The 14135-nt window shown below is 52.2% G+C and carries 7 protein-coding genes; 1 reads left to right on the forward strand and 6 read right to left on the reverse strand.

The annotated features are described in order from the left end of the window. Window positions 1-58: 58 nt before the first annotated feature. The 4 genes from PMPD1_RS10080 to PMPD1_RS10095 form a co-directional block, all read right to left on the reverse strand. Window positions 59-1375, reverse strand: a complete 1317-nt coding sequence (locus tag PMPD1_RS10080) for an MFS transporter (protein ID WP_354292846.1) — start codon at window positions 1373-1375, stop codon at window positions 59-61. Then, entirely contained in the window at window positions 1372-2373 is a 1002-nt protein-coding gene (locus PMPD1_RS10085) for an alpha/beta hydrolase (protein WP_173633912.1), read from the reverse strand. Before PMPD1_RS10085 ends, PMPD1_RS10080 begins: the two co-directional genes overlap by 4 nt. Window positions 2374-2378: 5 nt before the next feature. Further along, window positions 2379-3110, reverse strand: a complete 732-nt coding sequence (locus PMPD1_RS10090) for an IclR family transcriptional regulator (protein ID WP_173633913.1) — start codon at window positions 3108-3110, stop codon at window positions 2379-2381. 197 nt (window positions 3111-3307) lie between these two features. Then, window positions 3308-3775 (reverse strand): hypothetical protein, encoded by a 468-nt coding sequence (locus PMPD1_RS10095; RefSeq protein WP_173633914.1) that lies wholly within the window; start codon window positions 3773-3775, stop codon window positions 3308-3310. A 177-nt stretch (window positions 3776-3952) separates the two neighbouring features. On the opposite strand from PMPD1_RS10095, the gene PMPD1_RS10100 reads away from it, so the two are divergent. Further along, complete coding sequence (locus tag PMPD1_RS10100; RefSeq protein WP_173633915.1) at window positions 3953-5080, forward strand: hypothetical protein; 1128 nt, start codon at window positions 3953-3955, stop codon at window positions 5078-5080. A 93-nt stretch (window positions 5081-5173) separates the two neighbouring features. Here PMPD1_RS10100 and PMPD1_RS10105 read toward each other — a convergent pair whose 3' ends face one another. Both PMPD1_RS10105 and PMPD1_RS22710 read right to left on the reverse strand, forming a co-directional pair. Then, complete coding sequence (locus tag PMPD1_RS10105; RefSeq protein WP_173633916.1) at window positions 5174-13753, reverse strand: GH36-type glycosyl hydrolase domain-containing protein; 8580 nt, start codon at window positions 13751-13753, stop codon at window positions 5174-5176. A gap of 157 nt (window positions 13754-13910) precedes the next feature. Further along, a complete protein-coding gene (locus tag PMPD1_RS22710) occupies window positions 13911-14075 on the reverse strand; it encodes a YnfU family zinc-binding protein (protein WP_354292848.1) in 165 nt (54 codons plus the stop codon). Window positions 14076-14135 lie beyond the last annotated feature (60 nt).

Below are 14135 nucleotides of genomic sequence, written 5' to 3' on the forward strand. Positions count from 1 at the left end.
CCTGGCCCGGCAAAACTGTGTTGCGTTAATTCATATCAAACCCGTCTGCCGGGGCGCATTACTCGCGAAGATCAAGCGGTGAAGGTTGAGGCGGCTGTTTTTTACTGCCGATACAGAGCGCGCCAATGCAGGCGCAAATGGTCAACAGCAACAAGGGTGCCAGCGCGTAAGTAAAACTGCCGGTGCTGGTTCGTATCGCGCCGATAAGCCAGGTGCCGATAAATACCCCGAGATTGTTAAGCGCGTTGATTTGCCCAATCGCGACTGCGGCAGTACCGGCCGGAAGCAATTCCGTCGCCATCGCCCAAAATGGGCCTTTAATCATTGAGGCCGCCGTGATGGCGACACACAGAATGAATAATGTCGGCCACAGGTGCGTGACATACATGCTGCCCGCCAGACCTAACGCGCCCAGGATCAGGGGCAGGGCGGTGTGCAGACGGCGTTCGCCATGTTTATCGGAATGTCGTCCCCACAGATACATTGCCAGGCTGGCGATGGCAAAAGGTACCGCATTAAGTAACCCAATTTGCATGGTGGTGAGATTAAACGCCTTAATAAATTGCGGTTGCCACAGCGCCAGGCCATTGGTGACGGCGGTGCCGCCCATATAAATCAGGGTCAATAACAAGACGCGCGGATGAAATAGCAGGCGTATCAGGCTGCCTTCAATGGCATGATGCGATGCGGTTTGCTGTTCACGGGCGATCTCTTGGCTTAGCCACTCCCGTTCTGCGGCGGATAGCCATTTAGCCTGTCCGGGCTGTTCCGGTAACAGGGTAATCGCCAGCACACCCAACAGCAGCGCCGGTATCCCTTCAATAATGAATAACCAATGCCAGCCGCGTAGGCCTAGCACGCCATCGGCATTCAGTAGCGCGGCGGAAAGTGGGGAACCCAGTACGCTGGAAATCGGCAATGCCATCATCAAGATCGCCACCATCCGTCCCCGGTATTTTTTCGGGAAGCAGAGGGTGAAGTAGTAGATCACGCCAGGGAAAAACCCGGCTTCGGCGATGCCGAGTAAAAAGCGCAGCGCATAGAAAGAGAGTGGCCCCTGGACCATGGCCATGCAGGTTGATAAAACTCCCCATGAGATCATCACCGCGGAAAGCCAGCGCGTGGCGCCAACCTTCACCATCAGCATGTTACAGGGCACGGCAAACAGGCAATAGGCGACGAAAAAGAGCCCGGCGCCCAGGCCAAAAGCGGCGGCGGATAAACCGACATCGTCGTTCATTTGCAACGCGGCAAAGCCGACATTAACCCGATCCAGCGAGGCCAGAAAGTAGCCGATAGTAAACAGCGGCATTAAGCGCCAGGCAATTTTACGGATGGTGTGGCTTTCGAGTTCAGCGGTCTGGATTGTCATCATAGGGATACTCTTTGCGGGTTGTGCTGGCATTTTTGTAATAACCAGTCATTGATCAACTGAGCAATGGCGTCGCTGTTACGTTCCATCATCAGCAGATGAGAGTTGCCATTAATACCGTGCTGGGGCAGATCGACGAAGGTGACATCACCCCCCTGTTGTTGGAGCTGGTGGAAAAAAACGTCGGTACGCTGACGGATTTGCGGCCAGCGCTTATCGAGTTCGAGATTATCGCCATACACCACTAAAATAGGGATTGCGCTTAACGCGGCGATTTCGTGTCGTTCAGCCGCCTGTGCTGGCTCAATCGCCACAATAGCCGCGACTTTATCCGGGCAGCGTGCCGCCGCGCGTAATGCAAATACCGCACCCTGGGAGTGGGCCACAATCGTGACCGGGCCGGTGCGTTCAAGCAATGCGCACCAGGCGGTTAGCATCAGTTCATCGGTTTTGGTCCAGCGCGGAACCACTTGGCACATAAAATCGGCAAAGTGTTCGAGCGGAAACTGACACTGGGGATAAGCGGCTTGCGACAATGCCTGCGGCGTCAGTTGGCTGACCGGCGAACCGATACGAAACTGCGTAAAGCAATCTTCCGCGGTGCGTAAAATGGGCGCTTCCGCAAAAGGCGGCGCGTCCGGCGCCCAGCCTGAGCGTCCACGTTCCACCGCATCCGCGTTATACACGCGCCAGCCACGCCGTAAGAACCACGGTAGCCAACCGGCGCGTCCATCCGGCGTTTGCTCCCACATTGCGCCGGTCATTGAACCGCCATGCCAAAAACTGAGTGGCGGAGCGTCAATGTTTTGCGCCGGGAAAAAGTATTGCACATACATTTGCCCCAGCCACTGCGTGCCATTGGGGTTAATCGTGACCGGCACGCCGCCGGGCGCCAGTACCACTTGTTTGGTGGGCAACGAGGTTTGTACTCTCGGTTGTCCGGCGAGATAAAAAGAGCCGAAGGTTTGTAAGGTGAGTGCGCTATCCGCTTGCGACGTCATTCGGTTTAATCCAGGTGAGATAAGGTAAATTCAAGCTGCGTTTTTGCCTGTTGTAACAGGGGAAGGCAGGCGGCCACTTTTTGCTCGCTCATCCGGTCGGATGGGCCGCCGATGGTCAGTGAGGCAAAGATTTCCCCGGATGCTTTTAACAGCGGCACGCTGATGCCGGTAACATTAGGTAAGCGCTCGCCACGGCTTAGGATCCAGCCACATTGGCGTAGTTGGCTGAGTTGCGCTTCGAGCGTGAGACGCTTCGTGGGGTCGGTCACCAGTTCGGCAATCACCGCCTGGCGGCGTGCCTCTGGTAGCCAGGCGAGAATCGCTTTGCCGCGCGAACCAAGGTGCAAAGGGGTTCGTTCCCCATTACGAATTGCGATCACAATATCCTGGCGGCTTTCGGTCAGTTGCACGCAAATCGCCGTCTCGCCATCCGGCATACTGCAATAAGCGGTTTCACCACTTTGGTCGGCCAGGTTTTTTACCGTTTCGGCAATCAGCGTATCCAGCCGTAAATGCTGGCGAAAGAGCATGCCGTATTGCCAAAAACCAATGCCGATTTCATAGCGACGGGTAACGGCGTTTTGTTGCATCAAACCCTGACTGCAATAGGTGGCCAGTACGCGCTGAACGGTTGAGGAGGAGATGCCGCTCCATTGGCTGAGTTCGCGTACTCCCCAGCTTGGTTTTTCCGGCGTGAACGCCTTTAACAAATTCAGTGCGGTATTAAGCGCGCTCATTGCTTGTCCCTAATTGCGGGACGCTGTCCCTATTTTTGGATGCGGTTATTTGTGATCTTAACGTTAATGATGTCAACGAAATGCTGCGTTTATTGCCGGAAATGTGATCGTGACGAGGGTTTGAAATAGAGGGAATGGGATGAGGGGGGTGATAAGGCGCCGTGAAGGTGGGAAAGGGTATTTAAGAAAGGATCTAATTATTTAATTGTTTTGCAGCCAAATTTCTGAATCCATTGATAAACGGTATGAAAATTTTCTCTCCTTAAAATATCTGCTTTTAATACCGAAACCGTTTGCTGAAAATAAGGCGCAAACAGCACATCATATTCAACATTAGGATGGCCTGTTAAACCGCAAGCGATATAGAGATGTGCCTCTGGTGTCAGATGGCGATCTTTAGCCATATTAAGTAATTTTTTTTCCGCGTTAGGTGAGCCAATAATCGCTTGTAGATATTTTTCACCCTCGCTTTGCTGCGCGATAAAACCGTTATTACCTAAAGAAAAATACGCAACGGCAGCAAGTTTTTTTTCAGGATCGTCTTGCTGGTCAAACGCCGAAACAACGGCGGAAAAGAATAACGTGATGAGCAAGGGCAAGGTGCTAATTTTTGCCGGGTGAAACAGAGTGATAAGGGCTTTGGTGTGGGGATTATTTTTAATCATTCCAACTCCGTCTGAAATCGTATGAATTCCGTTCAAATCCTTAAACAAGCGTTACATTTATCATGCTGTCATTTGCCGGTCAATACATTTGATAATCATTCTCGTTTGTGCTACTAAAAGGGCTCATGCGCGCAGCGGGTTGTGCAAGCTTTATCAAACCAGAACAGGGAGAGAAAAATGGTAAGTAACGGAAATGTAGCGACGCAGCGGCTATTTTCAGTGGAAGGGGCATTACATCTCTACTCCAGCCCTCCTGCGGTGCTAACCCCCGCCGATCTCTATTTATTCAAAGAAAATGAACAAATAAAACAGGTCATATCGGATTGTAATATCTATCTGATCACCACACGGCGGCGCATATTAATTGACTGCGCAGATGTTTCTGTCAGAGATAATATATTATCGGGTTATTTTCTGGTGGTGCGTGATAAGCGCCGGGTACGGGTTCGGTTCCAATATCCTGGCATTACCGATCATATTGGGGAAAATGTCCGTGTCATTGAGGCGAATGTTGATCCTTCCGGCGTCTCAGTCGAGATAGTGACCTCGCGGGGGCGTATGCAGCTGATGACGCATATTATTTTAGCCAGTGCGATTTCAGATTTAACCTTCGAAGATAAGCGGTTAGAAGTGTTGTACATTGGTCAGGGAATAGGGCGTTCGACTAAGCGCAGCGCGGTTGACCGTCTGCTCAATCACTCGACTTTTCAGCGTATTTTAGCCGAAACGACCACTTATCAGCCGGATAATGAAATTCTGTTATTACTCTATCGTTTTGAACACCAAAAAATGTTTGCCAGCACAGGGGGGGACCTTAATACCGAACCAAGCGCATCAACAGAAGAAGAGATGCGGCATCTGGCGCGCATTCGCCGTGTTCAGTTTAACCGCCACGGTATCGTCGCCCTGGCAGAAGCGGCATTAATTCGCTATTTTCAACCTTTTTTTAATCTCCATTTTAAACATGCCAATTTTACCGCGAGAAATAAAATAAAAATATTAAAGAAACTGTTAAGCAAAGATATCACCGGAATTATTGTTGAGATCGCCTCGGGTAATATTAATGCGCAATTAACCACGCCTGGCGCATTACCCCTGAATATGTCAGAGATACTTACTCCCGCGCAATATAATGGTGACTATTTAGACACGCCAGAGCTTAAACGACAGTGGGAAGAAGAGTTACATCTGATGTGCCATACGCATTTTGCGCAATTTCCTCTCACCACAGCCGATGAGAGAGATACCTTTCTGCATGGAATGGTGTGGCGCGGTGAGACAGAACGAAATCCGCCGCTGTTTTAAACAGCGATATCGGTCATCACGGCTTCACCGCTGAGTTTTTTATCGGCCATTAGCGTATTAACGTCAGGCGTTAATACGCAGTTTGACCGCCTGTTAGTTCTGAATAATAGTAACCGTATGGTTTTGTCCGTCATCAAGCAGTGGAATTCGGTCATCTGGCAGTATTACGCCATCCAATGCTACCTGATATTCTCCACAATTACGCGAGATGGTGATGTGATACTGGCTGTTACCTTGTTGCCAGGTTATACCAAGCGAGGGCCAATCATGAGGCAACTGCGCATGTATGGCGAAGGTCGTACCGTAACGCTTAATTCCCAGTAACTCCTCTGTCAGCAGGCGGTATGCCCAACCGGCGGAACCGGTATACCAACTCCAGCCGCCACGTCCGATATGCGGAGCGACACTGTAGATATCCGCGCTCATCACATAAGGTTCCACTTTATATCGTGCCACATCATGGGCGCTCAGCGCGTGGTTTATCGGGTTGAGCATCGACCATAATTGCCAGGCGCGTTCTGTATTACCCATGCGTGCAAAAGCCATTACCGCCCAAATAGCCCCATGCGTATACTGCCCACCGTTTTCCCGCACGCCTGGCAAATATCCCTGGATGTAGCCCGGATTCGGCCCGTGACCATTGAACGGTGGCGTTAAGAGTTTAATTAACCCGGCATCGTCTTCTACCAAGTGCGCATCCAGTGCCTGCATAGCCTGTGCGCTACGCGTCTGGCTGACGGCGCCGGATAGCACAGACCAGCTTTGTGCAATGGCATCAATCTGACAATCCTGTGACCCTTTAGACCCCAAAGGTTCACCTCCGTCAAAATATCCACGTCGGTACCATTCACCGTCCCACGCGGAGGCTTCAAGGTTTTTCTGTAAACTTAGCGCTTCCGTGCGGCACAGCGTCGCTGTTTTGCCGTCTTGATGTTGTTCGGCAAGGTCTGCGAAGCGCTGTAAAATGTCGTACAGAAAGAAACCCAGCCAGACGCTTTCGCCTTTACCTTCAATACCGACCCGGTTCATCCCATCATTCCAGTCGCCTGCGCCCATCAGTGGCAGACCATGCCGCCCGAACCTCAAACCATGCTGAATGGCTTTCACACAGTGCAGCCAGAGCGTTTCTTCAATGGCGCTGGCAATTGGGGTATCGTAAACCGATTCCTCCCCGGTCTGGAGCAGACGCCCCTCCAGATAGGGTATGCGCTGTTCCAGCACGCCGGTGTCGCCAGTGGTTTCGACATAGTGACAAACGGCCAGCGGGAGCCAGAGATAGTCATCCGAGCAGCGCGTGCGTACACCGTTGCCATGAGGTGGGTGCCACCAGTGCTGTACGTCGCCCTCAATAAACTGCCGTGAGGCACACAGTACTATCTGTTCTCGCAGGCGTTCCGGCATGGCATGGCTCAGCGCCAGCGAGTCCTGCAACTGATCGCGAAAACCAAACGCGCCGCCGGATTGGTAGTAACCGCTACGCGCCATAAGACGGCAAGCCATCGTTTGGTACAGCAACCAGCCATTCACCAGTAAATTAACCGAGGTATCAGGTGTATTGACCACAATGAGATCGAGCATGTGGTGCCAGTAGCGGTGCACATGGTTTAGCTCTTCGCGGGCGGCCTCTTCGTTCAGATAGTGGGTGAGGGTGGCTTGGGCCTGCGCCGGGTCTTCGCCAACGCCGAGAACAAAAATAAATGTCTTCTGATCGCCATCAATCAAAGTGGCCGCTGACTGTATCGCACCACAGGGATCGAGACCGGCCCCGGTTTTATCCGACAATTGGCGTAACGCCATCGCGGCTGGTTTTTGCAGAGAACCATTGCGACCGAGAAACTCGCGCCGGTCACCCGTCAGCGAACAGTGAGAGCCGGTGACGGCAAAAAATGCGGTGCGAGCGGAACCGTTACTATCGTAAAAGTTGTTGGCCATCACACCGCAACCACCCGCGATGTTGACCGCTTGCGTGACAACGTGGAGGGCAGATTTTGTGCGTGATTCACCGAGTGTCCACTCGACATAGCCCGTGACAGACAATCTACGCGTACGCCCGGAGTTGTTACTGAGCGTTAGAATGGCGAGTTTAACCGGTGCCTGCTCGGCGACCAGCACTGTCAGCTCGCTGTCTATACCGCTTTCGCGGTGGGCAAACACACTGTAACCGAAACCATGACGGGACAAATAGTCGCCCTCACCTCGCAGCGGCAAGGTGGTTGGCGACCAGCACGCTCCGCTCTCTTCGTCGCGTAGATAAAACGCTTCTCCGCTGCGGTCACTGAGCGGATCGTTTTCCCACGGTGTTAACCGATATTCATGGGCATTTTCATACCAACTATAAGCCTGTCCCGCTTCAGACAACACGCTACCGAAACCGGGATTTGCCAACACATTTGACCAAGGGGCGGGAGTCGGCTGGTTTTCCCTGAGCAGTATTTGATACTCGCGGCCATCCTGAGAAAAACCGCCGAGCCCATTGAAATGCAGTAGCTGACCGGTATCCGGTGACCAGGGCGTGTGCTGATTCATCTCTGTCTTGATGTGGGGGACAAAGGGTTTTGGCGACGTTTTTAATGCATGAGTGCGCTGAGTCAGTTGTTCATTAAGGCCGCCTGCGCGGTCATCAAGGCACAGGTGCGCCACGCTCATCAAAAGTAGCTTATCTTCAGCGGAAAGATGTTCGCCATTACGGACAAAAATTCCGCCTGATTTATCCAACAAGCTGGCTTCAGACCCGGCATAAATCAGATCCATAATTTGATTTTGTAGCGTCTGCTGGTAGCCGCCAGGGCTATCATTCAGGATCACTAAATCCACCATCAATCCTTTCAGCCGCCAGTATCGGTGCGCCTGAATCAGCGTGGTAATCGACAGGATACTCTCCTCGCTGGTGACACTGAGCAGCACAATCGGTAGATCACCAGAAATGGCCCAGCCCCACAGGCCGGACTGACCGCGCCGGTTACGGCTGATTATTCGACTGTCAGCGCGTAGCTCCTGACTGGGGTAAAGGATCGCACTGGCAAGGCGGTTAAATAGCCCTGCATCATCCTCGTTGGCGTTAATTTGCCGTAATACCACTTGACTGTGTGACCAGGCCAGCTCAAAGACACGGTCGGCGATCGGGCGATCGCGATATTTTTCCAGCAGCGCCAGGCTAAGCGATCGGCTTTCGCTGATACCATAAACGATATCAATAGTGACCGCTTGCCCGGGGCGCAGGGTGATAGATTGTTGTATCGCCAGCATCGGATCCAGTACCGAGCCTGCTGTGTTGCTGAGTGCGCTGCTTTCACTGGTCGTTAGCGCCTCGACGGTGCTCCTGCCACGACCAAGAAATTGCGCCCGATCGGTGTCAAACGAGGCGCGCTGCTGATGGTCGCCATGCACGATCATCATGTGAAACAACCAGGGATTTTGTTCGTCCGGCGCGCGCGGGCGTCGGTGGCATAAAATGGCATCAAGGGCAGGTACCAGCTCGGTCTGGATAAATAAATTGCTGAACGCCGGATGCGCTAAATCGCTAGCGGCAGGTGCCAGCACCACCTCAGCGCAAGTTGTCAATTTTATGGTGCGTGGCTGGCGACCGCGATGCGTCAAGGTGATCCTGCGTAGTTCAATATTATCTTCCGGCGATACCACGACTTGTGTTCTGACGTTGAGCGTACCACAGGTACGTTTAAACTCGGCCCCGGCATCGTTGAAGATCACTTGGTCGTTGCTGCTGGTATCACCTGCAGATTGCCAGCTATTGCTCCATACTTCGCCGGTTTGCGGATCGCTGATATAGCAGAATGCTCCCCAGTTATCACGGGTGGTATCGCTATGCCAGCGTGTGAGAGCGAGGCCGTTCCAGCGGCTGTAACCGCCGCCAGTATGAGTCAGCATCAGGTGATAATGACCATTGGACAGCAATTGAACCTCTGGTGCCGGGCTATCTGCTGCGGTGAAAATACGCGGTTCATAGCGAACCGGTTTTACTCTGCCTTCATGAGACTCAAAATGACGACGCGGGCTGTAAAGATCGACGGCATCCGGTACTCGTTCCTGTAATAGCAGGCTCGCCGATTGGAAAGCGGGATTCGCCATGAACCGATCTGCCATTGGGGCATTAAGCAGCGTATGTGCCAGCGCCTGAAATGCCATACCCTGATGGTGTGCCATCCATGATTGCACTACCGCATATAATTGTCCGCTGGCGAGGCGTGACGGCGTATAGTCCAGCGCTTCATAGAAACCGTACTCGCCGCGTGCACCGTTTTTTTCCAGCTTGAGGAGATTGTCACAGGCTTTCTGTGGTGAAACCATCAACGCGAGCAGAGTGGCGTAAGGAGCGACTACCATATCATCAGCCAACCCCCGACGAAGGCCAAGGCCGGGAACGCCAAATGCTTGATATTGGTAATGTTGCTGAACATCAAAAGCGTAGTAGCCTGACTCTGAAACCCCCCATGGCACCCCACGTTCTCTGCCCCAGCGAATCTGGCGAGCTACCGCGGACTGACTCATTTTGTCAAGCAGGCTACCGGGCCAAGTCGGCATTACCAGATTCGGCATCAGATATTCAAACATTGAACCGCTCCACGACATCAGGGCGGTTTCATTATCAATGGTAGTAAACAGCCTCCCCAGCGCGTACCAGCTTTTGAGCGGCAATTGGTTAGACGCAATAGCGAGGAAACTGGTCAGGCGAATTTCCGATGGCAACAGGTCGTAGTGACTTTTATCGAGTGTATTACTGTCGCAGTTGTAGCCGATATTGAGTAGATGGGTCGCTTTGCTGTACAGGAAGGTGAAATCCATTCGTGCATGTTCATTCAGCCGCTGTTCCAGTTCGGTGATAATGTCGAGCCGCAAGCGTGCCAGTGCGATCGTTGATGCCGGAGGCGTTCCTTTGCCGATATATGTTGACCGGGCCAGCTCGTTCAGTGAGGGTAATTGCTGCGCATCAAACGCTGGCGTTAACCAGCCAAGCAGAGACGACCATTCGTGGCACAGCAGGACCAACTGATGTTGCAAATGCCCGATCCAGCGCAGAACCAGGCTGTCTTCGCGATCGCACAACGCATGCAGATGATTGCTTTGAGCGCGCATACTTTTTAGCTCAGTCAATAGTCGTGCCGGAAGCAGCGAAGTGGCATTGATACACTGTTTGCGCAGTTGCCGTAGAGCCGTAGGGACGTTCTGACCCCAGTGCTGCTCCAGGATGCCCAACGTATCATCCAGCCCGGCTAACACTTGGACTGAATTTAATATCGGCTGATTGCGCATGGCAGACAGCCCTTCACGTAGTGTTAGTAAATGACCGGCCATATTGCCGCTATCGACACTTGAGACATAGCGTGGGCTGAGTGGGGCACAGGTACGGGTGTCATACCAGTTATATAAATGCCCCCGGAAGTGCTCCATTTTATCCAGCGAATCCAGGGTAAGGGTGATGCGCTGTAACACTTCGCCCAGCGGAAGGTAGCCAAAATCCCAGGCGGTAAGGTTAGCCATCAGTGAGAGGCCAATGTTAGTAGGGGAGGTTCGATGTGCGATGACTTGGTGCGGTATTTCCTGGTAATTATCAGGCGGAAGCCAGTTTTCTTTGGCGGTGGCAAAAGTTTCAAAAAATGCCCAAATTTCTCGACTGGTCTGACGTAACAGCAATTTCTGTTCTTTATTGGGTGAAAACGCGTTATTGACCGGCGGGCGGCTCATCCAACTCAGTAGCATCGGTGCCAGACACCATATGATACTGACTGGCAGAGCGATTACCGAGAACAGCGGTGTAAAATGCGCGGTTAAAACCGTTAATGCCACGCCGCTGACCACATTCAGCCACATCGCCCGGTAAAAGCGGATGGGTGAGTTTTTTGTCTGTTCATTGTCCGGGCTATAACTGGCCCATTGGCTGAGGTTACGCTTGCTGAACCCCAGACGCCACAGCGTCACGGCAATGGCGTACAGAGAATAACCGGCCTCGTGCGGCAAGGTAACAAAATTCAGTCCAACCCGGGAGAGCCGCTTAAGTGTGGCGGCAGCAACCAGAAATAGGTGTTGTCTAACCGGACGGCGAGCAGGTTTATTGAAAAGATCGTGGGTGAGAGTTAAGGCTGCTGGCAATAGCCATACCAGCACCAGTACGCTTAGCCAGTAAAGCGGATTCGGTAGCCAGAGTAATGCACAAAATAGCAGTATCAGCAACGAGGGCGCGACCAGACTGCGTCGCAAATTATCGAATAACTTCCAATAAGAAAGAGCGGATAATGGATTTCTGGCGTGCGTGCCATCTGCTTTTCTTACGCGGAGTTTGAGCCAGTTAAGCAACTGCCAGTCGCCACGGATCCAGCGCGTGCGCCGCGCGACGTCCGACAGATAGTTATTCGGGTATTGTTCGTAAAGTAAGACTTCGCTCAGTAACCCCGATCGGACATAACATCCTTCCAGTAAGTCATGGCTGAGTACCAGATTTTCAGGACAGGTATTTTTTGTCGCCTGAATAAAAATATCGACATCATAAATCCCTTTACCGACGAATGATCCTTCGCTAAAAAGATCTTGGTAGATATCTGAAGACATCATCGAATAAGGATTATTACCCGGTACGCTGCTACGCATGGCGGCATAACGCCCTTGTCCCTGACGCGGGATTTCCTCGGCTAACCCTGGCTGTAAAATCCCATATCCTTTGACCACTCGCTGACGTATGGGATCATACTCTGGTCGGTTCAATGGATGTGCCATGGTCGCAACCAGCTTATGCGCCGTATCGCGCGGCAGCACGGTATCGCTATCCAGCGTGATGACATATTTAATCCGCACAGGTAACCGGGGATCATCAATACCCGTCATGTTGGAAAACTGCTTCGCGGGCTGGCGTAACCAGCTATTTAGCAGTGCCAGTTTGCCGCGTTTGCGTTCGTAACCCATCCAGACACTTTGTGGTGAATTCCATTCGGGGGCTCGATGGAGTAGATAAAAGCGCGGATGGCTGGCTGAGTAACGCCGATTGAGATCCTGTGTCTGTTTGATCGCCTGATCGAGCAGGGCGCTATTTTCCGGGGAGTTTTCATGGGCTGAGTCAGCGAAGTCGGTTAGCAGGGCAAAATAGAGGTTTTCGCTCTGGTTGCCTAACCAACAGACCTCAAGACTGGTGAGGAGTTTGCTCATGCCTGTGCTGCTGGTCAGCAAACACGGAATGACGACCATGGTGGCGGATTCTTCTGGGATTCCGGCAGAAAAATCCATACGCGGCAACGGTCGCGGAGTGCGGAAACGGGTAGTGGCCTCGCTCAGCAGGTCGCTGACCAGTTGGCTGACCACTACAATTAGCGGGATGGCAAGAAGTATCAGCAGCCAGTCAATCCCATGCCGCGCTGTTGCCTGTACTATGCCTGCCGTTGTTGCCGTGGTCAGTAAACTTAGGCTGCCAAGCCAGGAAAGTAATGGAACTTGGTTGAAATTGTGCCGCAGGCGGATGAGCCGTGAGGTATCCGCCGACAGTTGTATTTCCAGTTGCTGACGGCCTTCACCCATCAGGTAATAACCGATATGGCGTCCTGGGGTATCAGACGCGGCTTCCCTGGAGTGTGCCAGTACGCGGTGGGCGACATCTGGTTCGCTGAAGCGACTATCACGGGCCAAAATCTCAATGACATGGCGATAGTGGTCTCGGGTATCAAATTGCATCAGAGGATAGATGCCGGCCGGATCCAGGCGTAACGTTTGTTCCACCACGCTCATCGCTTCAGCGAAGTCCGCCCAGTTTGTTTCACTCAGTAAACGTAAACCGGCAATACTATTGCTGACCGAAAGCTGGCTGGCGGCCAGTTGTTGATTGAAAAGATGAATGAGCGCATCGATTGTGACGCCCTGTTCAGTAAGATGTTGTTCAACCCAAGTCAGTGGCAGCATCAGCATATTGCCGCGCCCTTGCAGACGGCGTACCAGTTCCGCGACAAATGCGCTGCTTAGCGGAGGGCGAGAGCGGGCCATATCGGCGATTACCATGATCAAGTCGGCGGGGGCGCTCTCTGCACATTCGAAAATTCGCGTTACCCAGCTATCGGCCAGATTGCGCTCTTGTTGGGCTTTTACCACCTCGATACTGACCCGACGCAGGTTCTCAATCAAGGCGAGACGTAGCATACCGGGTAAAGCCCATACTTCTCCTAATGTGAGCGACGTTTCCTGTTGATAGGCGGTGATATAGTTGGTCAGACTGACCGCGTCCCAGCGTCCGTCGCCGTGAGCAATTGCTTCGGCAGCAATATCATAAATGCGTGGACAATGATGCGGCGCGGTCAACGCCGGAAGACCTTTGCCGAAGTTTTTCGGCAAGTGCTGGCGGACGATGCGGATTTGCTCTTCAATAAGGTAGTAATTATCCAGCAACCACTCTCCTGCTGGCATGATGCTGGCTTTTTTACCTGCATTGAGTACGTAGCAATTTTGCGTAATTACCGCCTCATTGTTATCAAGACGTTTGAGAAGGTAATAAGGCAGTCTGTCAGAAGATAATTTATGCGAGCGTGCCAGCTTTTGACCGTAGCGCTCCATCTGCGGCGTTGAAAACAGCTCGCTTTTAAGGCTATTTTCAACCACCGGCTCGTTGTCCGGAAACGGCAGAAATTCTAGTGCTGGCGGCGACGGATCGGTGCCGGTAAGCCACTTCTTAAAATTCATTTTCATAGGATTGCTCTAAGGCGACATTCGCGCGCAGGAGCAGTTGAGAAATCAGTTCAGAAACGTTCTCTCAGGATGGGCGTAAGGCATCAGGGATTTAACAGCTGCGGATATATTGCTTAAATATAGAACAGATAATTTATGTCCGAATAGGCTTTAGGGATCAACGTGGTGCAACAAACAAAGCCTTACAGCCGGGGCAAAGCATGGCCTGCTTGAGACGAATTTTGGAGAGCGGTTGCGAGGACTTAAAACGACAAAGGGGGCAGGTGACAGTGGTTGTCGAAGTGCTACCGATTAATTTCATTGTGTAATCGATAAAAGACATGATGATTAACCTTTCAATGAATGAGCTTTATTCTATCATGTCATGGTCAAAGAGTATGCA

The sequence above is a fragment of the Paramixta manurensis genome (assembly GCF_013285385.1).
GTDB classification, from domain to species: Bacteria; Pseudomonadota; Gammaproteobacteria; order Enterobacterales; family Enterobacteriaceae; genus Paramixta; species Paramixta manurensis.

Bases quoted from the DNA above. Each gene is read 5' to 3' on its own strand.
- PMPD1_RS10080 (WP_354292846.1), bottom strand. From the start codon at position 1,375: ATGATGACAATCCAGACCGCTGAACTCGAAAGCCACACCATCCGTAAA.
- PMPD1_RS10085 (WP_173633912.1), bottom strand. From the start codon at position 2,373: ATGACGTCGCAAGCGGATAGCGCACTCACCTTACAAACCTTCGGCTCT.
- PMPD1_RS10090 (WP_173633913.1), bottom strand. From the start codon at position 3,110: ATGAGCGCGCTTAATACCGCACTGAATTTGTTAAAGGCGTTCACGCCG.
- PMPD1_RS10095 (WP_173633914.1), bottom strand. From the start codon at position 3,775: ATGATTAAAAATAATCCCCACACCAAAGCCCTTATCACTCTGTTTCAC.
- PMPD1_RS10100 (WP_173633915.1), top strand. From the start codon at position 3,953: ATGGTAAGTAACGGAAATGTAGCGACGCAGCGGCTATTTTCAGTGGAA.
- PMPD1_RS10105 (WP_173633916.1), bottom strand. From the start codon at position 13,753: ATGAAAATGAATTTTAAGAAGTGGCTTACCGGCACCGATCCGTCGCCG.
- PMPD1_RS22710 (WP_354292848.1), bottom strand. From the start codon at position 14,075: ATGTCTTTTATCGATTACACAATGAAATTAATCGGTAGCACTTCGACA.